Source organism: Defluviicoccus vanus (assembly GCF_014672695.1).
In the GTDB taxonomy this organism is placed as follows: Bacteria; Pseudomonadota; Alphaproteobacteria; order Rhodospirillales; family Defluviicoccaceae; genus Defluviicoccus; species Defluviicoccus vanus.
This window is the reverse complement of the sequence record NZ_CP053923.1, coordinates 3,619,646-3,644,332: the sequence shown is the minus strand read 5'-3', so window position 1 is coordinate 3,644,332 and position 24,687 is coordinate 3,619,646. Positions and strand designations below refer to the sequence as shown.

Genomic DNA, 24,687 nt, shown 5'->3' with positions numbered 1-24,687 from the left:
GGCTGTGTTAACCCGCGACCCGAAGGAGATACCAGCTGACCAGGATCAGCACGCCGATCAGCATGGCAAACGCGTAGTGAAAGATGTAACCGGTTTGCAACCGGGTGGCACCGCGCGCAACCCGTAGCGCAGTGGCGGCGATGCCGTCGGGACCGAGACCGTCGATCATCTTCCCATCGCCACCCTTCCAGAAGCCGCGCCCGAGCATGAACGCCGGCCGGACGAAGATGGCATCATACAGCTCGTCGAAATACCACTTGTTGAGCAGGAAGCGGTAGACGGGAGCGAAGGTCGAGGCGATGGCCGCAGGCAAGCTCGGCAGGAACGAGTAGAGGACATAGGCCAGGGCGATGCCAGCAAGGCCGACGATGAGCGGCAGCAGCGCCACCCATTCCGGCACATGATGCGCTTCTTCCAGTGCCGGATGCGACGGCAAGACGAAGATTGCGCCGCGCCAGAACTCGTCCATATCGTGGCCAACAAACCAGTCGTGTGCCACATAGCCGGCGAAGCAGGCGCCCACAGCGAGAACGCACATGGGCAGCAGCATGACCTTGGGCGACTCGTGCACCCGCGCCATGACGCTATCTTCGGCGCGCGGCTTGCCATGGAAAGTCATCAGAATGAGCCGCCATGAGTAGAAGGCCGTCATGAAAGCGGCGGCGATGCCGAGCCAGAACGCATAGTGGCCCACTGCAGTTTCCGCGGCGTACGCGGCTTCGNNAACGATGTCCTTCGACCAGTAGCCGGCAAAGGGCCAGATGCCCGCCAGCGCCAGCGAGCCGATCCACATCAGCACGTAGGTCACCGGCACCAGCTTCCAGATACCGCCCATCTTCCGCATGTCCTGCTCGTCGGACATGGCATGGATCACCGAGCCGGCACCGAGGAAGAGTAGCGCCTTGAAAAAGGCGTGCGTCATCAGGTGAAAGATGCCGGCGGAGTAGGCAGAAACACCGAGGGCGAAGAACATGTAGCCGAGCTGCGAGCAGGTTGAATAGGCGATCACCCGCTTGATGTCGTTCTGTACGCAGCCAATGGTCGCCGCAAAGAATGCCGTCGATGCACCGATGATGGTCACCACTGCCAGCGCCGTATCCGAGTATTCGAACAGCGGCGACATCCGTGCCACCAGAAAGACACCGGCGGTAACCATGGTCGCGGCGTGGATCAACGCCGACACCGGGGTCGGGCCTTCCATGGCGTCCGGCAGCCAAGTATGGAGGCCGAGCTGCGCCGATTTGCCCATGGCGCCAATGAACAACAAGATGCAGATCAGCGTCATCGCGTGCAGGTCGGCGCCAAAAACGTTGACGACGGTATTGGCGTGGGCAGCTGCTCCGGCGAACACCGTATCCAGCTGAATGCTGCCAAAGATAAGATAGACGCCGAGGATGCCAAGGGTGAAACCCACGTCGCCCACGCGGTTGACGACGAAGGCCTTGATCGCCGCCTTGCAAGCTGATGGTCGGTCGTACCAGAAGCCGATCAGCAGGTAGGACGCGAGGCCGACTCCTTCCCAGCCGAAAAACAGCTGCAGCAGGTTGTCAGCGGTCACCAGCATCAGCATGAAGAAGGTGAACAGGTTCAGGTAGGCCATGAACCGAGGAATGCTGGTGTCGTGGTGCATGTAGCCGATGGAATAGACGTGCACCATGGCCGAAACCACGGTCACGACGATCAGCATCACCGCGGTCAGCGTATCAACCTTCAGCGACCAGGCGGTCTCCAGGGCTCCCGACTCGATCCAGGTAAACAGGCGGACAGTGTGCGCGTTGCCGTGGAGCGCCACATCGATAAAGAGGGTGATGGCCCCCGCCATCGATAGCAACAAGGCGCCGCAGGTGATGTACTGCGACAGCGTATCGATACGGTGCTTGGCGTGCTTGTCTTCGCAGCGGACGAAAACAAGGCACCCAGCGATGATCGCACCGAGGAGCGGAAGAAAGACGACGGCGATCGACATGGAGCGGCCCCTCAGCCCTTCATCAGGTTGACGTCTTCAACCGCGATCGTCCCGCGATTGCGGAAATAGATAACCAGGATCGCAAGTCCGATCGCGGCTTCCGCCGCTGCCACCGTCAGAACGAACATGGCGAATACCTGGCCGACGAGGTCGTGCAGAGCCGTCGAAAAGGCGACCAGGTTGAGATTGACCGCAAGCAGCATCAGCTCAACGGACATCAAAATCACGATGATGTTCTTGCGGTTGATGAAAATACCAAATGCCCAGCGCGAACAGGATCGCGGCGACACTGAGGTAATGACCGAGGCCGATCACAAACATCAGATCCCCTTCCCTGACGGTACTTTGCGGATTTCGACGCAGTCCTGCGGCCGGCGATTAACCTGTGCCGCAATGTTCTGCCGGCGCACACCCGGGCGCCGTCGGTGCGTCAGCACAATGGCACCAATCATCGCCACCAGCAGGATCATCGCCGCTGCCTGGAACAGGTAGAGGTATTGGGTATAGATGATCTGTCCCAGCGCCAACGTATTGGTGACCGTACCCGCCACCGGCAACGGTGCGGCCGCCTGCTGCGCCGCCTCCGGCGACAGCGTCCAGCCACCGAGGATGAGCAGCAGTTCGCCGAGGAGAATGAGCCCGACGACGCCGCCGATCGGCAGATAGCGGAGAAAGCCCTGACGCAGCTCGGCAAAGTTAATATCGAGCATCATCACGACAAACATGAACATGACCGCGACGGCGCCGACGTAGACGATCACAAGAATCATCGCGAGGAATTCCGCCCCCATGAGGACGAAAAGCCCGGCAGCATTAAAGAATGTAAGGATCAGGAACAGAACTGAATGAACCGGGTTGCGCGCCGAGATTACCATGACGGCGGAACCGACGGCCACCACGGCAAACAAATAGAACGCGATTGCCTGAATAATCATTGGCTATCCGGGTTGAGCCAGCGAGTGGCTTGATTTGTTCTCTGGCCTTCCGGAGGAAGGCCACGTGTTTATTGTCGAATCAGCACAGCACAGTCAACGATAAGGAGCATCTGCCGCCAGGTTTGCCGCGATCTCGGTTTCCCAGCGGTCACCGTTCGCCAGCAGCTTATCCTTGTCGTACATCAACTCCTCGCGCGTCTCGGTCGAAAACTCGAAATTCGGTCCCTCGACGATCGCGTCCACCGGGCATGCTTCCTGACAAAAGCCGCAGTAGATGCATTTCAGCATGTCGATATCGTAGCGGGTGGTCCGCCGGCTGCCGTCGTTGCGTGGCTCCGCTTCGATGGTGATCGCTTGGGCCGGGCACACCGCCTCGCACAGCTTGCAGGCGATACAGCGCTCTTCGCCATTCGGATAGCGCCGCAATGCATGCTCACCACGGAAGCGCGGACTGAGCGGCCCTTTCTCGTAGGGATAGTTCAACGTCACCGACGGTTTGAACATATAGCTGAACGTCAGCCCAAGCCCGGACAGCAACTCGCCGAGAAAAAAGGTGCGTATAACACCCATCGAACATTGCTCCTCGTTATCTCAGCGCACGCCTGGCGTCAGGTCGAAGCCGACCAGGATGCCAGACACAAGTACGACCGCGATCAACGAAATCGGCAGGAACACCTTCCAACCCAATCGCATCAGTTGATCGTAGCGATAGCGCGGCAACGTCGCCCGCACCCACAAGAAGACAAACAGGCAGGCCGCGATCTTCAGCGCGAACCACACCAGCCCGGGCACCCAGGTGAACGGGGCGATATTCAACGGCGGCAGCCATCCCCCNAGGAAAAGCACGCTGGTCAACGCCGACATCAGAATCATGTTGGCGTATTCACCGAGGAAGAACAGGGCAAAGGTCATCGCCGAGTATTCGACGTTATAACCCGCCACCAGTTCGGCTTCGGCCTCCGGCAGATCGAAGGGATGACGATTGGTCTCCGCCAGGGTTGAGACGAAAAAGATCACCGCCATGGGCAGCAGCGGTGCGGCAAACCACCAATTGATCAGGCCGCTGCCCCTCTGCGCCTCGACGATATCGCTCATGTTCAGCGATCCGACGCAGAGCAGAACGGTAACGATGACGAAGCCCATCGACACTTCATACGACACCATCTGCGCCGCCGAGCGCATCGCGCCGAGGAAGGCGTACTTCGAGTTGCTCGCCCAGCCGGCCATGATGATGCCGTAGACGCCAAGCGAGGAGATGGCGAACATATAAAGGATACCGACGTTGATGTCGGCCAGCACCCAGCCCTTGTCGAAGGGGATCACCGCCCAGGCGATCAGCGCCAGAATGAAGGTGATCATCGGCGCGATGATGAACACGCCCCGATTGGCGGTGGCGGGGATCACCGTTTCCTTCAGCATCAGCTTCAGGCCGTCGGCCATGGGCTGCAGCAGGCCGAAGGGACCGACCACGTTCGGCCCCTTGCGCATGTGCATCGCGGCGATGACTTTGCGCTCGGCGAAGGTCAGGTAGGCAACCGCCATCAGCAGCGGCAGGACGATCGCCAGGATCTGCAGGACGGTGATGATCGCCGGCAGGNNAGATAGTCGGTCCATAGGGGGCTAGTCATCGGTGCCAGTCTTTCTCGCCGTCTCGCCGAGGAACGCGTCCACACATCGCGCCATGGTCGCCGATGCGCGGCAGATAGGGTTGGTGAGGTAGAAGTTGCTGATCGGGTAGCTGATCGGCTGATAGCCGTCGACAATACCCGGGATGCCGAACTCGCTCCACGGGGCAGAGGTCACCTGGTCCAGGGTACCCAGCACCGGGCTGGCCGCCACCATCGCCGCCCGCAATTGGCCGAGCGAGTCAAAGGGAAGCGTCTGCCCCAGCCGCTCCGAAAGGGCGCGCAGGATCGCCCAGTCCGCCTTCGCCTCTCCCGGCGGATGACAGACCAGTTCGCTGCGCTGCACCCGGCCCTCGGTATTAGCGTAGGTGCCATCCTTCTCGGTATAGGCCGCACCGGGCAGGATGACGTCGGCGCGGTTGGCACCGGCGTCACCATGATGGCCCTGGTAGATGACGAACGCCGAACCAAGCCGGCACATGTCGAGTTCGTCCGCCCCCAGCAGGTAGACGACATCAAGATTGCCCGCCTCGGCGGCCGACTGCATTCCGGCCAGATCATACCCACCGGGCCCTGGCGTGAAGCTCAAATCCAGACCAGCCACNCGCGCCGCTGCGGTATGCAGGACGTTGAAGCCGTTCCATCCCAGATCCGGGCGGATAAGACCGCAAGACTCGGCGAGCCAGCGCGTGGCCGCGAGCACGGCGTCGCCGTCAGGCCGCGCCAGCGCCGCCATGCCGACGATCAGCATCGGTCGCTCCGCCTGCCGCAGGCGCTCGGCGAACGGATGCTGACCCGAGGCAATCGCGCCGATCAGATGCAGTTCATCGCCGAGATGCTCGTAGGGATAGGTCAGGTCGACGTACGGACCAATAAGCCCCACCGGCAGCGACCGGTGGCGGAAACGGCGGCCAAGGCGAGCATTGATCACCGCTGCTTCGATGCGCGGATTGGTGCCAATCAAGAGACATGCGGTCGCCTGATCAATACCGGCGATCGTCGAATTAAAGGTATACCCTGCCCGCAGCTGGCTGGGGAGCTTGGCGCCGTCCTGCCGACAGTCGAGATTGGGCGAGCCAAGGGTCTGCAGCAGCGACTTCAGCGCAAACATCGACTCTGCGCAGGCGAGATCGCCGGCAATGGCGCCAATCCGCCGGCCATCGAGCCCCTGCAGCCGCTCGGCAATGGCGGTGAATGCCTCCGCCCAGGTGGCCGGCACGAGGCGGCCGTTGCGACGCACATAGGGCCGGTCCAGACGCTGTCTTCGCAAACCGTCGCAGGCGAAGCGCGTCTTGTCGGAAATCCATTCCTCGTTGATGGCGTCGTTCAGTCGCGGCAGCACCCGCAGCACTTCCTCACCCCGAGCGTCGACGCGAATGTTGCTGCCAACCGCGTCCATCACGTCGATCGACTCGGTCTTGTTCAACTCCCAGGGGCGGGCCACATAGGCGTACGGCTTCGAGGTCAGCGCCCCCACCGGACAAAGATCGATGATGTTGCCGGACAGCTCCGAAGTCAGCGCCTTCTTGATGTAGGTGCCCACTTCCATGTTTTCGCCGCGGCCGGTAGCGCCCAGTTCAGGGACGCCCGCGACCTCGGTCACGAAACGGATACAACGGGTACAATGAATGCACCGGTTCATCGACGTCTTGACCAGCGGGCCGAAGTCCTTGTCCTGAACCGCCCGCTTGTTTTCCTTGAAGCGACCCCGATCAAAGCCATATCCCATGGCTAGGTCCTGCAGATCGCATTCGCCGCCCTGATCGCAGATCGGGCAGTCCAGCGGATGATTGATCAGCAGGAACTCCATGACGCCACGGCGCATGCCGCGCACCGCCGGAGTGTCGGTTTCAACCACCATGCCGTCCGCGGCAGGCATGGCGCAGGAGGCCACCGGTTTCGGCGATCCCTTAAGCGCAACAAGGCACATCCGACAGTTGCCGGCGATGGACAGCCGCTCGTGATAGCAGAAACGCGGGATCTCGACCCCGGCCGCCTCGCACGCCTGCAGCACCGTCATCCCCGGCGCGATCTCGATTTCCTGCCCGTCGATGGTCAGCTTCGGCATCGGATGTCTCCTAGGCGGCTTCGCGACCGGCGGCCTGCGCCGAGGCGTGAATACGCCGCTCAAGCTCGGGGCGGAAATGCCGAATCAGTCCTTGTATGGGCCAAGCCGCAGCGTCGCCAAGGGCGCAGATCGTATGGCCTTCGACCTCTTTGGTAACCTGCTCCAGGATATCGATTTCTTCGATCCGGGCGCGGCCATCGCACAGGCGCTCCATGACCCGCCACATCCAGCCGGTGCCTTCCCGGCAGGGCGTACACTGGCCGCAGCTCTCGTGCTTGTAGAAGCGGGACAAACGGGTGATGGCGCGCACCACATCGGCGCTCTTGTCCATCACGATCACCGCGGCCGTGCCCAGGCCGGACTTCACCGCCACCAGTGAGTCGAAATCCATGCACACGCTGTCACAGATCGACTTCGGCAGCACCGGCACCGACGAGCCGCCGGGAATAATCGCGAGCAGGTTGTCCCAGCCGCCGATGACGCCGCCGGCATGCCGCTCGATCAACTCCTTCAGCGGGATCCCCATCTCCTCTTCCACCGTACACGGTGCGTTGACGTGGCCAGAGATGTTGAACAGCTTGGTACCGGTGTTCCTCGGCTTGCCGAGGTTGGCAAACCAATCGCCGCTGCGACGGAGGATCGTCGGCACCACAGCGATGGTTTCCACGTTGTTGACCGTGGTCGGGCAGCCGTAAAGACCCACATTCGCCGGAAAGGGCGGCTTCAGCCGCGGCTGTCCCTTCTTGCCCTCAAGGCTCTCGATCAGCGCCGTCTCTTCGCCGCAGACATATGCCCCGGCGCCGAGATGGACGTAGACATCGTAGGTCCAGCCGGTGCCGCAAGCATTGACGCCGATCAAGCCCTCAGCATAAGCCTCGTCGATGGCCCGCTGCAGCGCCTCCGCCTCGCGGTAGAATTCGCCGCGGACGTAGATGTAGCAGGCGTGCGCACCCATGCCGACGCCGGCGAGCAGCGTTCCCTCGATCAGCTTGTGCGGCTCATGTCGCAGGATCTCCCGATCCTTGCAAGTGCCCGGCTCGCCCTCGTCAGCATTGACCACGAGGTAGTGCGGTCGGTCGCCCGGCGTCTTCGGCATGAAGGACCACTTCATGCCGGTGCCGAAACCGGCACCGCCGCGGCCGCGCAGACCGGACTTCCGCACCTCGTCGACGATCCAGTCCCGCCCCTTGGCGATCAGGCCATGCGTGCCATCCCAATCACCACGACTGCGCGCGCCGCCAAGCGAGGTGTCGTTCAGACCATAGATATTGGTAAAGATGCGGTCCTGATCCCGCAGCATCAGTGCGCTNCCACTCTGGGTTGGGGCCGAATTGGCACCATCGCCGCCGAGCGACGTGAGGCCGGTGATGGGTTCCGAACTCTTGCGACCAATCTGCGAACCTGGACCTGGGCTCTCACCGGCGCGCAGCGCATCGATGATCGCGCCGATCGCTTCGACCGACAAATCCTCGAAGTAGTCCACACCGATCTGCACCATCGGCGCATTGACGCAGGCGCCGAGGCACTCCGCTTCCGACAGGGTAAACAGGCCGTCCGCGGTGGTTTCGCCGGGCGCGATGCCAAGCTTATCTTTACAGGCGGCGAGGATCTGCTCCGAGCCGCGCAACCAACAGGCGATATTGGTGCAAACCTCGATGTGATGGCGCCCGACCGGCTTCAGCTTGAACATCGTATAGAAGGTTGCGACTTCGTAGACGCGGATCGGCGGCATGCCGAGTATTCCTGCCACGTGATCAAGCGCCGCCTGCGGCAGCCAGCCGCCATGCTGGCGTTGCGCCAGCATCAAAAGTGGAATGACCGCGCTTGCCTGCCGACCCGGCGGGTATTTGCCGATGATCTGCCGCGCAAGCTCCTGATTATGGCTGGTGAACGCGAAATCGACGACCAGATCGGCGCTCATCGGTCAATCTCCCCAAAGACGATATCGAGAGACCCGAGCACCGCAACGACGTCAGCCAGCATGTGGCCGCGCGTCAGGAAGTCCATCGCCGCAAGATGCGGGAAGCCGGGGGGNCGGATCCGGCAGCGATACGGCCGGTTGGTACCGTCGGACACCAGGTAGACGCCGAACTCGCCCTTCGGCGCTTCCACCACCGTGTACGTTTCCCCAGGGGGCACGTGGTAACCCTCGGTGTACAGCTTGAAATGGTGGATCAACGCCTCCATGGAGTGCTTCATCTCCCGGCGTGGCGGTGGCGCGAGCTTGCGATCATCGGCCCTCACCGGCCCCGGCGGCATCTCCTTCAGGCATTGCCGGATAATCTTCTGGCATTCGCGCAGTTCGTACATGCGCACCAGATAACGATCGTAGCAGTCGCCATGCTTGCCGATGGGCACATCGAAATCGAGGCGATCGTAGACGTCATAAGGCTGCGCCTTGCGCAGATCCCAGGGCACACCCGCGGCACGCAGGCACGGTCCAGAAAAGCCCCAGTTGAGCGCGTCCTCGGCAGAGATGGCGCCCACATCGACGGAACGCTGCTTGAAGATCCGGTTCTCGGTGAGCAGCGCCTCCAGATCATCAAGGAAAGCGGTGAACTTCTCCGTCCACTCCCAGATGTCATCGGCCAGCCCGGCCGGCAGGTCGAGCGACACCCCGCCGGGACGGAAGTAGGCCATGTGGAGCCGCGCACCGCAAACGCGCTCGCAGAACTCCATCAGTCGTTCCCGCTGCTCAAAGCCCCACAGCATCGGCGTCATCGCGCCAATATCCATGGCGAAGGCGCAGATGGTGAAGATGTGGTTGAGCACGCGACCGATCTCGGCATAGAGCACGCGGATGTACTGGCCACGCAGCGGCGCCGACACCCCGGTCAGTTTCTCCACCGCCAGGGCGAAGGCATGCTCCTGGTTTTGCGGCGCCACGTAGTCGAGGCGATCGAAGTAGGGAACCGACTGCAAATAGCTCTTATATTCGATCAGCTTCTCGGTGCCACGATGCAGCAGACCGACGTGGGGGTCAGCGCGATCAATCGTCTCCCCGTCCATTTCGAGGACGAGACGCAGAACACCGTGCGCAGAGGGGTGCTGCGGGCCGAAATTGAGGGTGAAATTCTTGATCTGGGTTTCAGCCATAGCGCCTACTTGGCCTCCCCGGCTTTCTCGTCGCCCGGCAACTGCGCCTGAACGCCTTCCCAGGGACTGAGGAAGTCGAAATTGCGAAAATCCTGCGGCAGCTTCACCGGCTCGTAGACGACGCGCTTGAGGTCGTCGTCGTAGCGAACCTCGACGTAGCCAGTAAGCGGAAAGTCCTTGCGCAGTGGGTGGCCCTGAAATCCGTAGTCGGTCAGGATGCGCCGGAGGTCCGGATGTTCACGGAAGAAGATGCCGAACAAGTCCCACACCTCGCGCTCAAACCAGTTGGCGGAATTGAATAGGCTAGTGGCGGTCGGCACCGGGGTCTGCTCGTCGGTGGCAAGCTTGATCCGGATGCGGCGATTGTGGGTGAGGCTAAGCAAATTATAGACCACCTCGAAGCGCTCGCTGCGTCCGGGAAAATCGACGGCGGTCACATCCATCAATTGCTTGAATTGGCAGTTCACATCGTCGCGCAGGAAGCTCAGAACCCGACGAATGGCCTCCCGCTCCACAACAACGATCAGCTCTTCGCTGACCAGCGCCACCTCTTTGATGGCGTCGCCCATTGCCGCGACGAGATATTCCCCAAGCTCGCGCAAACCCGTGTCCATTCCCTCGGCCCTCACCACATCCCTTTCCGCGATGTTAGCCATCACGCCGCGTCTTAGCGCCAGAGCGAACCCGTGCGCTTGATCTTTTTCTGCAATTGCAAGATGCCGTAGACAAGCGCTTCTGCTGTCGGCGGGCAGCCGGGTACGTAGACGTCGACCGGAACCACCCGATCGCAGCCGCGGACGACCGCATAGGAGTAGTGATAGTAGCCACCGCCATTGGCACAGGAGCCCATGGAAATAACGTAACGGGGCTCCGCCATCTGGTCATAGACGCGCCGGAACGCCGGCGCCATCTTGTTGGTCAAGGTTCCGGCGACGATGATCACGTCCGACTGGCGGGGACTGGGACGAGGCACGACGCCGAACCGATCGAGATCGTAGCGGCTGACGTAGGCGTGCATCATTTCGATGGCGCAGCAGGCGAGAACCGAAGGTCATCGGCCACAGCGAGCCAGCGCGCGCCCAGTTCACCAGATTGTCCACCTGAGTGAGGAGGAAGCCTTTCTCCTGGATCGCGTCGGTCACGCCCGTCCAGATCTCGTCGATGTTCTCGGCGTTGCGCGGTGTCAGGTCAGTGGACTGCATGGCGGTTCCTACTCCCAATCCAGGGCTCCGGTGCGCCATTCATATATGAAACCGACAGTGAGCACCGCCAAAAAAACCATCATCGACCAAAAACCGAAAGCGCCGATACTTCCCAATGCAACCGCCCACGGGAACAGAAACGCCACTTCCAAATCAAAAATGATGAAAAGAATCGCCACAAGATAAAAGCGGACATCGAATTTGCCGCGGGAGTCTTCAAATGGATCAAAGCCGCATTCATAGGCCGCAGTTTTGTCCGGATCCGGACGTTCCCCGCCGATGACGTAGGACGCAACAAACGCCCCGCCAGCGACGACAATAGCGATGGCCAGAAACATCAGGATAGGAAGGTACTCACCGAGGAGAGGGTTCACCGCGATTCCTCGCTCTTCTAATTGACCGGGCGGCAAGGCGGGGGATGCCCCAAATCCTTGGCGGGGCTGGCGGGAGTGACGGGACTCGAACCCGCGGCCTCTGGCGTGACAGGCCAGCGCTCTAACCGACTGAGCTACACCCCCAAGACCACCGCGGCGCCCTTCGGAGAGAGCTTCGTGTAAACCGCCCCCTAGGCGGTGTCAAGTCAGGGTGTCCGGCTTCGGTCAGGCAACTTTGAGCTAAGCGCCGCCGGCTGCCTGCGGGCCGCGTTTGCCCATAATTCTTTCAGCATCGGCCGGCGCTTCCCCCTGGCGGCGGCGCGCCGCCTTTGGGGCTACCCCAGAAATTTGCCGGTGGCATTTGCCTCTGGGATTTACCCCTGGGGTTTGGTGGGCGGTGACGGGCTCGAACCGCCGACATCCACGGTGTAAACGTGGCGCTCTACCAACTGAGCTAACCGCCCGCACGCGGCTTGCGCCGCTGCCCACACAATGCCGCAGCCATGACGCGGCGACAAGCGTTGCGATCCCGCAGCAAGGCAGGATCGTAACGATAACGCCGCTCACCACGACGCCCCCTAAACGCAAACCGCCGACGCTGCTCACACAGCATCGGCGGTCCGTTTGCAATCGTCTCAAGACGCCGCAAAGGGCGCTAGTGCGTCGTCACTTCACCCAGGTCGTCTTCCTCGGCCGCCGAGCCAGCCACCGGCGGTTTACGCAAATCCTCACCCTCATCCCATTCGATTGGCGTCAACTCGGTGACGAGGGCCGCCTTCAGTACCTCTTCCACCGTTGCTGCCGGGATGATCTTGAGATCACGGGTGATGTTGTCCGGTATCTCGGAGAGCTCGCGCTCGTTGTCGCGGGGGATCAGCACCGTTTTGATGCCGCCTCGATGCGCCGCCAACAGCTTTTCCTTCAAGCCACCGATGGGCAGCACGCGACCGCGCAGTGTCAACTCGCCGGTCATCGCCACGTCACGGCGAATCGGTATGCCGGCAAGCACCGAGACGATCGACGTCACCATCGCCACTCCCGCCGATGGGCCGTCCTTCGGCGTTGCCCCCTCCGGCACGTGGACGTGGATGTCGCGCTTACTGAACACATCGGGGCGAATACCAAAGCGAACCGCACGCGACTGGACGAATGACTTCGCCGCCTGGATGGATTCCTGCATGACGTCGCCAAGCTTGCCGGTGTAGGTCACCCGCCCCTTGCCGGGCACGATCACCGACTCGATCGACAACAGTTCACCGCCCACTTCCGTCCACGCGAGGCCGGTGCAGACGCCGATCATGTCCTCGTCTTCCACCTCGCCGTAGCGGAAGCGCTTAATGCCGGCGTATTTGGCCAAATTGCGCGAGTTGAGATGCACCTCGCTCCGCTCGCCCATCATGATCGACTTGATCGACTTGCGGCACAGATTGGCGATTTCGCGCTCAAGGTTACGCACGCCCGCTTCGCGGNNGGTGTAGTAGCGAATCAGATCGCGCAACGCGCCGTCGGAAATCGACCATTCACCGCTGGCGAGTCCATGCCCCTCCAACTGCTTTGGGATCAGGTGGCGCTTGGCGATCTCCACCTTCTCGTCCTCGGTGTAGCCGGAGATGCGGATGATCTCCATCCGGTCCAGCAGGGGNGCCGGCATGTTCATCGTGTTTGCCGTCGTCAAAAACATGACGTCGGACAGGTCGTAATCCACCTCGAGATAGTGGTCGCTGAAATTGGCGTTCTGCTCCGGATCGAGGACCTCCAACAGCGCCGAGGCGGGATCACCGCGCCAGTCGTGCCCCATCTTGTCCACTTCATCGAGCAGGAACAGCGGGTTGGAGGCCTTCGCCTTACGCATCCCCTGGATCACCTTCCCCGGCATCGAGCCGATGTAGGTGCGACGATGACCGCGGATCTCCGCCTCATCGCGGACACCACCCAAGGACATGCGCACGAAGGTCCGTCCGGTGGCGCGAGCGATGGATTTGCCGAGTGATGTCTTGCCGACGCCGGGAGGGCCAACGAGGCAGAGGATCGGACCGCGAAGTTTGCTGGTCCGCTGCTGCACGGCCAGATACTCAAGGATGCGCTCCTTGACCTTCTTCAGGCCATGGTGGTCAGCATCGAGAATCTCCTGCGCGAGGCGGATGTCCTTCTTGACCCGGGTCCGCTTCTTCCAGGGGATCGCCAGCATCCATTCGAGATAGTTACGAACGACCGTCGCTTCCGCCGACATGGGACTCATCGACCGCAGCTTCTTGACTTCGCCCAGCGATTTTTCCCGCGCTTCCTTGCTCAGCGCCGTCTTTTTGATGCGCTCTTCGAACTCGCCGACCTCGTCGCGACCGTCCTCGCTTTCGCCAAGCTCCTTCTGAATGGCCTTCAGCTGCTCGTTTAGATAGTACTCGCGCTGAGTCTTCTCCATCTGGCGCTTGACCCGATTGCGGATCCGCTTCTCCACCTGGAGAACACCGATCTCCGCCTCCATGTGCGAGTAGACCCGCTCCAGCCGTTCGACGACGCCGCTGATTTCAAGCAGATCCTGCTTGTCGGCAATTTTCAACGCCAGATGCGAGGCGACCGTATCGGCAAGCTTGCTCGGGTCTTCAATCTGGTTGACTGAAACCAGCACTTCCGGCGGGATTTTCTTGTTGAGCTTGATGTACTGCTCGAACTGGCCCACCACCGAACGCGCCAGCGCTTCCATCTCCTGCCGATCGCCGACCTGCTCTTCGAGCACCTCAGCATTCGCTTCGAAGAAGCTCTGCTGCTCGGTAAATCCAAGAACGCGGGCGCGATGACCGCCCTCGACGAGCACCTTCACCGTGCCATCCGGCAGCTTCAGCAGTTGCAGTACGGTCGAGACCGTGCCGACGGTGAAGATATCCTGAGTCGCCGGGTCGTCCTGTGCAGCGTTTTTCTGCGCCACCAGCAAAATCTGCCGGTCGTCTTTCATGACGTCTTCGAGGGCGCGCACAGACTTCTCCCGCCCCACGAACAGTGGCACGATCATATGCGGGAAGACGACAATGTCGCGCAGAGGCAGAACCGGATAACAATGGGTCGGAGCGGTCACGTTGGCTACCACCTCTCTTGTTGGAGTCATACGTCCCAGGCGACCACGGNNCCGCAGCCACCTGGGACGACGGCCTTGCGGTGAAGTGGTCGCCTTAGTGGCTCAGATCAACCCCGAGGGTCCCTCCGGCGGCGCCACGCAGCACCGCTGGCTGGGTGCAGGGCCAGGTCAGGCGCTGCTACCCACGTCGCCGCGTCGATCAGCGTAGATATAGAGCGGTTGCGCCTGCTCGTCGGCAACCTCACGATTGATCACAATCTGCTCGACCGCCTCGAGGCTGGGCAGATCGAACATGGTTTCCAGCAGGATGCTTTCCATGATCGAGCGCAGCCCGCGGGCACCTGTCTTGCGCTGGACGGCCCGCTTGGCGATGCTGCGCAGGGCACCTTCAGTGAACTCCAGCCGCACCCCTTCCATCTCGAACAGGCGCTGGTACTGCTTGACCAAAGCATTTTTCGGCTTGGTCAGAATATCGATCAACGCCTGCTCGTTGAGGTCGGTCAAGGTCGCGGTAACCGGCAGCCGACCGATAAACTCGGGAATCAGGCCGAACTTGAGCAAGTCCTCCGGCTCGACTTCCTTGAGCACCTCACCGGTTGGACGCTCGTCGGGCGCCCGCACATCGGCGCCAAAGCCCACCGTCGTCCCCTTGGTGCGTGAGGAGATGATCTTCTCCAGACTGGAGAATGCCCCACCGCAAATGAACAAAATGTTGGTCGTATCTACCTGCAGGAACTCCTGCTGCGGATGCTTGCGCCCGCCCTGCGGCGGCACGCTGGCGATCGTACCTTCCATGATCTTCAGCAGCGCCTGCTGAACACCCTCGCCCGACACGTCGCGGGTGATCGACGGGTTGTCGGACTTGCGCGAAATCTTGTCCACTTCGTCGATGTAGACGATGCCACGCTGTGCCCGTTCGACGTTGTAATCCGCCGCCTGCAGCAGCTTCAGGATGATATTCTCAACATCCTCGCCAACGTAGCCGGCCTCGGTCAACGTGGTCGCATCGGCCATGGTGAACGGCACGTCGAGAATGCGCGCCAGCGTCTGCGCCAGGAGCGTCTTGCCGCAACCAGTTGGGCCAATCAGCAGGATGTTCGACTTCGCCAACTCCACATCGTTGCTTTTCGCCGAATGGTTGATTCGCTTGTAGTGGTTGTGCACCGCGACCGAGAGAATCTTCTTCGCCCGCTCCTGACCGATCACGTAGTCATCGAGAACGCCGCAAATCTCGTGCGGACTCGGCACGCCATCGCCAGCCTTCACCAGGCCGGTTTTGTGCTCCTCGCGGATAATGTCCATGCAGAGCTCTACGCACTCGTCGCAGATGAACACCGTGGGACCGGCGATCAGTTTGCGAACCTCGTGCTGGCTCTTGCCGCAGAAGGAACAATAAAGCGTGTTTTTCGAATCGCCACCTGCGGACTTGCTCATGCTGTCATCCGTATCCGCGAAAACTCAGACCCGAACATGTTAGCCATGTGCGGCCAGTGGGGACAATCCCCAAATCCTGGTAGCCGAAGACTCTTGTACGGTCATTCTACCTTGCCGCGTCCGATCGGCGCCGCCGTGGGTGATCCTTGATCAGGACTTTCCCCCTTTTCCCACCGCTGTCTTGTCGGCATTTTCCTCCGAGCGCGGCCGGCTGAGAATGACCTCGTCAACGATCCCAAACTCCTTCGCCTCCTCGGGGCTCATGAAGCGATCCCGCTCCACTGCCGTTTCGATCACCGACAGACTCTGCCTAGTGTGTTTGACGAAGATGGCATTCAGACGCGCCCGGATAGCCAGGATTTCACGCGCTTGAATCTCGATATCCGTCGCCTGCCCCTGTGCGCCGCCGGATGGCTGGTGCACCATGATGCGTGAGTTCGGCAATGCAAAACGTTTGCCATCCGCCCCGGCCGCGAGCAGGAGAGCGCCCATCGACGCCGCCTGACCGATGCAGAGCGTCGCCACGTCGGGGCGGATGTATTGCATCGTGTCGTAAATGGCGAGCCCCGCGGTCACCAACCCGCCAGGCGAGTTGATGTAAAAGGCGATATCCTTGTTCGGGTTCTCTGACTCAAGGAACAGCAGCTGCGCGCAGATGAGGCTTGCCACCCCATCGTTGACGCCTCCGGTCAGGAAAATGATCCGCTCCTTGAGCAGCCGGGAGTAAATATCATAGGCACGCTCGCCTCGGTTGGTGGTCTCGACGACCATGGGAACCAAGGAATTGAGGTAAGTTTCCACCCGGACCCTCGCTGTTCTGACCCTTTACGCATACGGCCCGCTCGCAAAGCGGGCGGAACGCCTTTCGCAACCAACGGAGCGTCAGCGTAGATCGCCGTCCGCCTCTGTCGTCTGCATGCCCACTTCGCCTTGCGACGAACTTGCCACTCCTGCGAACGTAGTGTCGTCGTCATCCGCGCGCAACAGGTCCTCGGCAGACACCGTCCGGTCCTCGACCTTGACCATCTCAAGGATGAAATCGACGACCTTCTCTTCAAGTAACGGCGCAGCGATCGCCTCTCTTGCCTCCGCATTGTTGCGCAGGAAATCAATGACCGCCTTTTCCTGACCCGGGTACCGTCGGGCTTCGGCGACCATGGCCTTGCCGATTTCCTCCGGCGTGACGCGCAGATTGTTGCGCTGGCCCACTTCCGCCAGAACCAAGCCGAGACGAACACGCCGCTCCGCCAGCTCATAGTACTCGCCCGTCGGATCCTGGCTGTGTTGTGTGTCACCAATCGTCACGACGGATGCATCGCCGGCCGACGCCTCGACTTCGGCTACACTGCCGTCGGCGCCCGCTCCCGGCTCTGTACCGACCGCGTCCGCAGTCTCGGCCGATGACGCCGTAGCATCCTCCGCCTTGAGACGGCGGGTAATCGTTTCATACTCCCGCTCTACCAGGCCCTTGGGGAGCGAAAACGAATAAAGCTTATCCAGCTGGTCAAGAAGAGCTCGCTTCAGGCGGGCGCGTGAAACAGTCTTCAGCTCCTGCGCATGGTGCTCGCGGATATCCTTGGTCAGCTCTTCCAGGCTTTCTACGCCGAGCTTCTTCGCCAGCTCATCATCCAGGCTGAGAGGGTCCCGCTGACGCAGCTCTTTCACCAGCATTTCATATTCGCCGGTCGTGCCCGCAAGATCCGCCACGCCATAGTCCGCCGGGAAGGTAATGGTCACGACCCGCGTCTCGCCTGCCTCGGCACCGCATAACTGGGCAGCGAGTTCCGGCAGCGGTCCGTCGCCATCGAGCGGCAGGGTCATGCTCTTGCCGTCGCCGAAGGGCTTCGGATCTGCCGGAGCGACCACATCAACAACGATAAGATCGTCGACGGTGGCCGGCCGCTGCTCTGTCACCGGCTGACTGCCACGCACCATGTTGGCGAGCCGCTCCACCGTCGCGGTGACCTGTGACTCGTCCGGCTCGACGACCAGTCGCTCGAGCGCAATCTGAGCGAAATCGGGCTGCTCGATCTCCGGCAGAACTTCCAGGGCAAGTGTGTACTCCAGGTCGGCACTATCGGCCGCCACCTGCAATTCTACCCGCGGCGGCAATGCCGGGCGCAAACCGCGATCGGTGATCACCGACTTTGACGATTCGTTGATCGTCTCTTCGATGATCTCGCCGCGCAGTGAATCGCCGTACCGCTTGCGCAGCAAAGTGACCGGCACCTTACCCGGACGAAATCCGGGGAGACGCACGCTCTCTACCAGCTTGTTCAAGCGCTGCTCAAACTTCTGTTCGATCTCGGCCGCCGGAATCGTGACTTTGAATTCCCGGCTCAGATCTTCGACCTTCGTCTCCGTAACCTGCATGTCTGGCATAAATATTTCGTTAACGTTGGTTTGCTGAATGATACCGCCGAGGTATGCAGATACGACTGCGTTGCACGGTCGTCGCGTCGGCTGGCTCTTTGGATGGTGCGGGCGGAGGGATTTGAACCCCCACGACTTGCGTCACAGGAACCTAAATCCTGCGTGTCTACCAGTTCCACCACGCCCGCAGGACGCCCTCAACCCGCCGGCGGCCGAGCACAATCACATTCTTTCGGCGAGCCTGTCAACGACGATTGCGATCGCTGCCGGCACCACCGCGGCTGGCCGCAGACTTGCCTATCGCAGACAGAATGCGTTTGGCAGTGACGCATTGCATATCCCGGTCGGGCTTGTCCTGTCATTACAGGCAAAGCATATTGGCGCCCGCGTGCCGGACTCAAGGGGGGTGGCTTCGCAATGTACGCCAAAGCATCACGCCGGGAACAGCTTATAGCGCACATGGGGTCGCCCGGTGTCGTCGCCGATGCGCTTCACCTCGATTGGATTGATGGGACGAAAGCCCTCGCGCTGCTGTGGATCATGCTCGTGCATTGGACCGAGCGCGTGTTCGGCTATGGCGATTTCGCCAACCCCACCAACGCTTGGCCGCCGCTGGCCGCCCGCTTCGCCCAATTGCAGCCACTGACCGATTACGGCATGTGGAACTGGCCGCTGTCGCTGCTGCGCCTGGTGGGCTGGATGGGTGATGGCGGGGTGCAGATTTTCATCATCGCCAGCGGATTTGGCCTAACCTACAGCTTGCTGCAGCGTCGCCGCACCGTTTCGTGGCTCGACTTCGTTTGGCGCCGGCTCGAGCGGGTTTATCCCACTTGGTGGATCCTTCACCTCGGACTGCTGGCTGCCGGCCTGGTGGTGCCAGGAAGCGTCAGCCCGGCGAACGAAGCCTTCTGGTTCAGCGCCCTGGGCTTTCGTGCCACCCCGGATATCTTTTACGCCTTCTGCCCTGCCTGGTGGTTTATCGGCCTGATCCTGCAACTCTACGCGGTCTATCCGTTCCTGTACGCCGCACTGACACGGTTGGGTGCCGTTCGCTTTGCCTGGCTGGTGATTGGCGGAGCGCTGCTGATTCGCGGCCTGGGACTGTGGCTGTTTGCCGGGCCGCTGGCGGAATGGAACTATCTTGACTGCTGGTCGCGAGGGGCGGTGTTCCTTTCGCGCCTGCCGGAATTTGCTGCCGGCATGATCCTTGCGTCGGCTTATGTCGCCGCACCAGGACAGATCGACGCCCTGTTGCGCGCCCCAGCGACGCTGGCGGCGGCGGCGGCGGTCATGGCCGTCGGCTTTGGCCTGTCGTTTTTCCTCCTCGGCAACACCCTCTCCCCGTTGATGTTCGGCGCCGGGGCAATTGTCCTCCTCGGAAGCTGCGTCGCCCGACCACTGATGGCAACACCGCTGGTCCGCCGCTGTCTCGCTTTTTTATCGCGGCATTCGCTGAGCCTTTTCCTCACTCATCAGTTGGTCTTTACGGCGTTGATTGCAGAGCGGATGCCCATCGGCCCGGCGCTGTGGCTGCGAACAGGCCTTGCCCTGGTCGTCGCCCCCGTGGTCGCCCTGGCGCTAGAGACAACCGTGCGCATCGCCGCCCTGATCATCACCACAGCAGGGCAACGATGGGGACGCCGCGGTGCTTGGCTGCGCTTCGGCCTCACCGCAGCATGCGTTTACGCCGTCCTGTTGACCGGCGAGGTGATGAGCCGACGCATCGCCCCGGAGGAGGTCAACGGCTGGGGTGAGCGGGCATCGCTGGTGGCCGATCCGCACTTCGGCTGGACATTGCGTCCGTCACAGCACACCCGGCTGCGCTGGCAGACCTACGACTACCAGGTGGATGCCAATTCGCTTGGATTTCCCGGTCCTGTCTATGCGGAGGAAAAGCGCCCCGATGTCCTGCGCGTGCTGACGACGGGCGATGCGTTCACCAGTGCCGAAGGCGTCGATACGCAGCAGGCGTGGCCACGCCTGCTGGAAGCCGATCTTGCCCGCGCCGGGCGGTACCGGTCGGCCGAGGTGATGAACTTCGCGATCACCGGCTATGGCCCCCACCAGTACGCGGCGGTACTGGAAGCCTTCGTGCCACGCTACAAGCCCGATGTCATCGTTCTTGAGATGTTCGTCAACGATCTCGAGGACGTGGCGATCACCAACCAGAAGTTTCAGCAACAGATCGGCTTCGGACACCCCCGCTCCGACAGCGTGTTTGCCACCCTCGCGCTTGGCAACCTGTATGCCCTGGCCGGCCAACAGCTGCGCCGGACGCTGAACGAACGGCTATTGCACCGACCGGCGCCACAGGACGCTTTTCTTGCCATGTTGCCGGAGTTTGCTGCCGACAATGACGATGCGGCACGCGAGACGGACGCGGCAACGGTCGCCGCTGTCGCGCGATCCTTGGGCGAAATCAAGGCCGTTGCTTCGGCGGCAAACAGCCGGTTGATTGTCCTGCTGGCACCGGCCGGCATCCAGGTCTGCACACCAGAGCAGTTGCCCTACTATCCGCGCCAGCTGGATCTGACCGACCCTCGGCGTTTCGACCTGGACCGGCCGCAGCGGCTGCTTCTTGCGGCAACCACTGCGCCGGCATCGAGACATACGATCTTCGCCCGGTCCTGCGCAGCGTAGCGGAGGGCTGTCCCTATCAGCGGCACAATCTGCATTGGCTCGCCAGTGGCCACGACGCAGTCGCCGCCTTCTCCGCCAAGGTGATCGAGGAGCACGTGCACGCGTCCCTCAACCCGTGATCCCAGCAGCGACGCCGTCGCGCGAAATCAGGAGGCGGTGGCACAGAGGCAAGCCTGCCGGTGTGCCCCTGCTTCCGCCCAACCGCTGCCACCATTCCCCTACTGCGCTGCGGCGCCCAGATCCGCTTTGGATGGCATCGCCGGCGTTGGTGCGGCTGCGCTCGGCTCCGAAGTGCCGCGCTGCCCAGCCAGGGAAGCCTGCAGCGCCGCCGTGAAGAGGGGTTGAAAGCGGTAGAGTTCGTGCATCGAAATATGACTGGAATCGGAGAACAGCGAGCGTCCGTCCATCATGAAATGGCAGCGCTCGGCATCACACAGCACCTGATCGGCACGGACGAAGGTGATATCGCCGCGCTGCTCGAAGTGTTGAATAGCCGCTGCGAACGTCTGCATGAACGCTGCTGTCGGCTCCGACGTGGGACGATCGACGGGATGACCGAAGGCAATCTGCCGGCTGACCGTGGACGCAAAATCATAGCCCGGGGTGGCAATCGGACCAATCAGGATGACACGCTTGCCCATGCGTTCGAATTGGCCGATCAGGTCATCCAGTCCCGCGATCAGTGCTTTATTATCGCTGTTGTCCACCGACTGATCGTTTCGGTCGACGAGATCATCAAAGTTCCAGTTAAACCCGATAATGACTGTTGACGCTTGCTTCAGACTGGCAACGTTGGCCACATTGCGCTCGGCAAATTCCATGCATTTCTTATCGAGGTTGACCGTGGTGATCGGCAGGCAGCGATTGATATTGATCAGCACCCCTGACTTGCCCTGCTCCGTCAGAATCGATGACCATACAGGGGTGTACATCAAGGCGTGCGAGTTGCCCATCAGCACCACCTCGGCAGCTTGCGGATTGGCCGACGCGACACCCATACGGCAGCCACGCGACAAGCCGACACTCACGTAATCGGCAACCGGACAGCGGAAGTGCGTTTCGATCGCAGCGTTGATCTGCGCTGCCTCAGGACTGAGGCGACCGGGGAAACCATTGGTCCAGACAAGGGCAACGCCCGCGAGCGCCATCCCCAACATGCCGATGCCGCTCACCGCCCGCACCGTGAAGCCGGGCATGCTCTTGCTGCGGAAGGGCCGCTCGATGAACCACCACGATGCGGTGGCGCATCCGATCATGATGAGGAAGGCAAAAGCCATCTCCATGTTGGTCAGGTCGCGCACCAGCACGTAGCGGGAGAAAACGATGATCGGCCAATGCCACAAGTATAGTGAATAGGAGATCAGGCCGATGAAAACGACCGGACTCCAGCGCAGTGCCTTCGTAACCAGCGTCGACTCCGCCTTGCCGGCAATCACCACCAGCGTCGCCCCCACCACCGCCGGCAAGGAAACCGGCAGAAACCACATAAGCTTTTCCGGGTTGATCACGCTGACGATCACCAGGATCGCCCCGATAATGGCGAAGAGGTTCGCCAGTCGGCCGCGAGGCGCCACATGTGGTGGGATCACTGCCAGGATCGCGCCAAATCCCAACTCCCAGGCGCGCGTGGGCAACAAGAAGAAGGCCGGCGTCGCCCCATCGACGAAAAAGGCACCGACGTTGAGAGCAAACGACCCGATCGTCAACAGTATGACGGTCGGCAGAACGCCTTTTGGCCAGAAACGTACGATCAGGATGAGGATAATCGGAAAGAAGATATAGAACTGTTCTTCGACACCGATTGACCACAAGTGCAAAAGTGGTTTCTGTTCAGCCAACCCGCCAAAATAATCGCCATCTCGCCAGAAAAATATATTACTCATGAAAACGAGCGTGGCCAGCAAGCTTTTGCCATAACCAATCAGATTGGAAGGCAGCAAGAAAAATAATGAAGCAACCGTGACCGTAAACAGCATCGTCAGCAAGGCAGGGAGAATACGGCGGATGCGGCGATCATAAAAGCGCGCAATAGTAAACTTCTTCTGCTGCACCTCTCGCCAGATGATGGATGTAATCAAATACCCAGAAATTACAAAAAACACATCGACGCCAAGATATCCACCAGGCAGAAGATGGTCTGACAAATGATAAAGTATAACTGACAATACAGCAACTGCTCGTAGCCCATCTACATCAGGCCGGTAAGCAATTACGTGAGAGTCAGCACTACCACGGCCTGCGCGTTCGACTTCCATCCTTGCAACTCCAATCGTTCGGTCTGCATCCGGGTTTGCTGGCGCTGGCGTACCCGAACGCGGCTTTGATGTCCCTTGTATGGCCACTCGCCCGCTATGGGCGACTCGCTGAACCGGCTACGGTCGTTGCGAACGGCCTAGCATGGCTTAGGGAACGGGCAAAAGCAGAAACATAGCATGAACATAGACTGGCGAGGGTACGCTCTTGGCCGCTTATCCCGGTTCGCGTCGCAAGTCCAGAGGCGCTTTTTGGACAGTGCGCCGAAGGGTACCCAGGCTGACGCGGCAATGGTGAATCACCTGCGACTGCCGCTGCAACAACGGCGGCCGAAAGCTGTTGCCCGTCCTGTTGCTGCCAGGGTACGCACGGTCCTGCCTTCCCCACGTTGTCGCACTGCAGCAGATCAATTCCCTGCCCGCGCCTGACTGTCAATCGCAGCAGCCGGCCCTTTACGCTGATTACAGCAGCTTTGCCGCCAATCGCGATCGAAAACCATCACCGTGTGTCTTTAAAACTGATGCCGATCGCAGTGAAGCGAAGATGGCACGCTCGCAAATGCAAAATCTGCTCCATGCGGGTGCGGCTGCGAGCAAGGATCGTCTGCGCCCAATCAGCCAGCACCGTCACGGCGGTGCCCCGTGCCCGCAGCCATAGCGTTACTCACCACCGACGCCATCCGTCGCCGCGGGCGCTTGGGCCGTTTGCTGGCCAGTTTGCAGGCTCGACAGATCGATCCGGCTGGCGCGCATCATCGCCTTGTCGCAGGAGATGCCAACCTCGCGGATGTCATCGTGCGCCTGGGCGAAATGTCGCTGCAGATTGCCAACCCGTTGGCCCAACCGTCCCAGGTCCCCCGCCAACGCCCGGAGTTCGTCCTGAATAACGCTCGCCTGTTCGCGCAGCCGCACATCGCGCAGCACGGCACTCAGCGTGTGCAGCGTCGCCCACAGCGTTGTCGGCGAGACAATCCATACCTTGAGGCGGAATGCCTCCTCCACCACGGCGGCGAAATTGGCATGCAATTCGGCATAGATCGCCTCAGAGGGGAGGAACATCAGCGCTGAATCCGCCGTCTCGCCGCGGACGATGTATCTGGCGGCGATGTCCCGCACATGCCGTAGCACGTCCTGGGCAAAGCCGCGCGCCGCCCGGCTGCGCACCGCCTCATCACCTGCCGCCTGCATGGCACGATAGCTCTCGAGCGGAAACTTGGCATCGATGACGATCGGTCCCGGCGGTGCCGGCAAGCGGATGAGGCAATCAGCGCGCATGCCGTTCGTCAGCGTGACCTGAAAGGCGCATACCGCGGCCGGCAGGATCGCCGTGACCAGATCATGCAACTGGACCTCGCCGAAGGCCCCGCGCGCCTGCTTATTGGCCAGAAGCGCCTGCAAGCCGCCCACCTGCGCCGCCAGGGAATCAATCGTCCGCCCGGCAACGTCGATCACCGCCAGACGTTCGTACAGCNNAGACGAAGCTGGCTCTGCGTGCGTTCGGTCTGCAGCACCAGGCCATCAGCCAAGCGTTGCGAGAGCGTCTCCAGGCGATCGCTCACGCCACTCTGTCCTTCCTGCAGCCGCCCTGAGAGCTGCNGCCTGCGTCGTGGCCAGGCGCTCGCTCAATTCAGTAACGCGCGCCAGCTGCTGCG

General features: G+C 61.4%; 16 protein-coding genes, 3 tRNA genes and 3 pseudogenes. 1 reads left to right on the top strand and 21 read right to left on the bottom strand.

Annotated elements, in window-relative coordinates; translation table 11 throughout:
* Positions 1–7 precede the first annotated feature (7 nt).
* The 19 genes and pseudogenes from nuoL to HQ394_RS16485 all read right to left on the bottom strand — a co-directional run bounded on the left by nuoL (position 8) and on the right by HQ394_RS16485 (position 18,331).
* Complete coding sequence (gene nuoL / locus HQ394_RS16570) at positions 8–1,966, bottom strand: NADH-quinone oxidoreductase subunit L (RefSeq protein ID WP_190261139.1); 1,959 nt, start codon at positions 1,964–1,966, stop codon at positions 8–10.
* Positions 1,967–1,977: 11 nt separating this feature from the next.
* Positions 1,978–2,287: pseudogene (gene nuoK, locus HQ394_RS16565) on the bottom strand (NADH-quinone oxidoreductase subunit NuoK).
* Positions 2,287–2,901 carry an NADH-quinone oxidoreductase subunit J gene (locus tag HQ394_RS16560; protein WP_190261138.1) on the bottom strand — a complete coding sequence of 205 codons (615 nt, stop codon included), beginning with the start codon at positions 2,899–2,901 and terminating at the stop codon, positions 2,287–2,289. The pseudogene nuoK and the gene HQ394_RS16560 overlap by 1 nt, the downstream one beginning before the upstream one ends.
* A 93-nt stretch (positions 2,902–2,994) precedes the next feature.
* Positions 2,995–3,471, bottom strand: coding sequence for an NADH-quinone oxidoreductase subunit NuoI (nuoI, locus tag HQ394_RS16555; RefSeq protein WP_190261137.1), 477 nt, complete (start codon positions 3,469–3,471; stop codon positions 2,995–2,997).
* Positions 3,472–3,492: 21 nt separating this feature from the next.
* Positions 3,493–4,515 carry an NADH-quinone oxidoreductase subunit NuoH gene (gene nuoH / locus HQ394_RS16550; protein WP_190261136.1) on the bottom strand — a complete coding sequence of 341 codons (1,023 nt, stop codon included), beginning with the start codon at positions 4,513–4,515 and terminating at the stop codon, positions 3,493–3,495.
* 6 nt (positions 4,516–4,521) lie between these two features.
* On the bottom strand, positions 4,522–6,594 hold the full coding sequence (gene nuoG / locus HQ394_RS16545) for an NADH-quinone oxidoreductase subunit NuoG (RefSeq protein ID WP_190261135.1): 2,073 nt from the start codon (positions 6,592–6,594) through the stop codon (positions 4,522–4,524).
* Positions 6,595–6,604: 10 nt separating this feature from the next.
* On the bottom strand, positions 6,605–7,894 hold the full coding sequence (nuoF, locus tag HQ394_RS16540) for an NADH-quinone oxidoreductase subunit NuoF (protein WP_223292127.1): 1,290 nt from the start codon (positions 7,892–7,894) through the stop codon (positions 6,605–6,607).
* A 135-nt stretch (positions 7,895–8,029) separates the two neighbouring features.
* A pseudogene (nuoE, locus tag HQ394_RS20215) lies at positions 8,030–8,515 on the bottom strand (NADH-quinone oxidoreductase subunit NuoE); the annotation flags it as partial.
* On the bottom strand, positions 8,512–9,690 hold the full coding sequence (locus tag HQ394_RS16535; RefSeq protein WP_190261133.1) for an NADH-quinone oxidoreductase subunit D: 1,179 nt from the start codon (positions 9,688–9,690) through the stop codon (positions 8,512–8,514). The pseudogene nuoE and the gene HQ394_RS16535, both read right to left, overlap by 4 nt.
* Positions 9,691–9,695: 5 nt before the next feature.
* Positions 9,696–10,304, bottom strand: coding sequence for an NADH-quinone oxidoreductase subunit C (locus tag HQ394_RS16530; RefSeq protein ID WP_190263364.1), 609 nt, complete (start codon positions 10,302–10,304; stop codon positions 9,696–9,698).
* Between the two features lie 53 nt (positions 10,305–10,357).
* A pseudogene (locus HQ394_RS16525) lies at positions 10,358–10,910 on the bottom strand (NuoB/complex I 20 kDa subunit family protein).
* Positions 10,901–11,266 carry an NADH-quinone oxidoreductase subunit A gene (locus HQ394_RS16520; protein ID WP_223291664.1) on the bottom strand — a complete coding sequence of 122 codons (366 nt, stop codon included), beginning with the start codon at positions 11,264–11,266 and terminating at the stop codon, positions 10,901–10,903. Before HQ394_RS16520 ends, HQ394_RS16525 begins: the two are co-directional and overlap by 10 nt.
* A 67-nt stretch (positions 11,267–11,333) precedes the next feature.
* Positions 11,334–11,410: transfer RNA gene (locus HQ394_RS16515), tRNA-Asp, on the bottom strand.
* Between the two features lie 244 nt (positions 11,411–11,654).
* Positions 11,655–11,730 (bottom strand) — tRNA-Val (locus HQ394_RS16510).
* Positions 11,731–11,921: 191 nt separating this feature from the next.
* Entirely contained in the window at positions 11,922–14,366 is a 2,445-nt protein-coding gene (gene lon / locus HQ394_RS16505; protein WP_190261131.1) for an endopeptidase La, read from the bottom strand.
* 138 nt (positions 14,367–14,504) lie between these two features.
* The gene (gene clpX, locus HQ394_RS16500; protein ID WP_190261130.1) at positions 14,505–15,770 is read right to left on the bottom strand and encodes an ATP-dependent Clp protease ATP-binding subunit ClpX; all 1,266 of its coding nucleotides are present in this window, start codon (positions 15,768–15,770) and stop codon (positions 14,505–14,507) included.
* 150 nt (positions 15,771–15,920) lie between these two features.
* Positions 15,921–16,571 (bottom strand): ATP-dependent Clp endopeptidase proteolytic subunit ClpP, encoded by a 651-nt coding sequence (gene clpP, locus HQ394_RS16495; protein ID WP_317628958.1) that lies wholly within the window; start codon positions 16,569–16,571, stop codon positions 15,921–15,923.
* Positions 16,572–16,652: 81 nt separating this feature from the next.
* Positions 16,653–18,152 (bottom strand): trigger factor, encoded by a 1,500-nt coding sequence (gene tig / locus HQ394_RS16490; RefSeq protein ID WP_223291662.1) that lies wholly within the window; start codon positions 18,150–18,152, stop codon positions 16,653–16,655.
* A 94-nt stretch (positions 18,153–18,246) separates the two neighbouring features.
* A tRNA-Leu gene (locus HQ394_RS16485) sits at positions 18,247–18,331 on the bottom strand.
* Between the two features lie 229 nt (positions 18,332–18,560).
* Between HQ394_RS16485 and HQ394_RS16480 the strand changes: the two genes are divergently transcribed.
* A complete protein-coding gene (locus HQ394_RS16480; protein WP_190261128.1) occupies positions 18,561–20,783 on the top strand; it encodes an acyltransferase family protein in 2,223 nt (740 codons plus the stop codon).
* A 218-nt stretch (positions 20,784–21,001) separates the two neighbouring features.
* On the opposite strand, the gene HQ394_RS16475 is transcribed toward HQ394_RS16480, so the two are convergent.
* Both HQ394_RS16475 and HQ394_RS16470 read right to left on the bottom strand, forming a co-directional pair.
* On the bottom strand, positions 21,002–23,038 hold the full coding sequence (locus HQ394_RS16475) for an acyltransferase family protein (protein ID WP_190261127.1): 2,037 nt from the start codon (positions 23,036–23,038) through the stop codon (positions 21,002–21,004).
* A 657-nt stretch (positions 23,039–23,695) separates the two neighbouring features.
* On the bottom strand, positions 23,696–24,487 hold the full coding sequence (locus HQ394_RS16470; RefSeq protein WP_223291661.1) for a DNA recombination protein RmuC: 792 nt from the start codon (positions 24,485–24,487) through the stop codon (positions 23,696–23,698).
* Positions 24,488–24,687 lie beyond the last annotated feature (200 nt).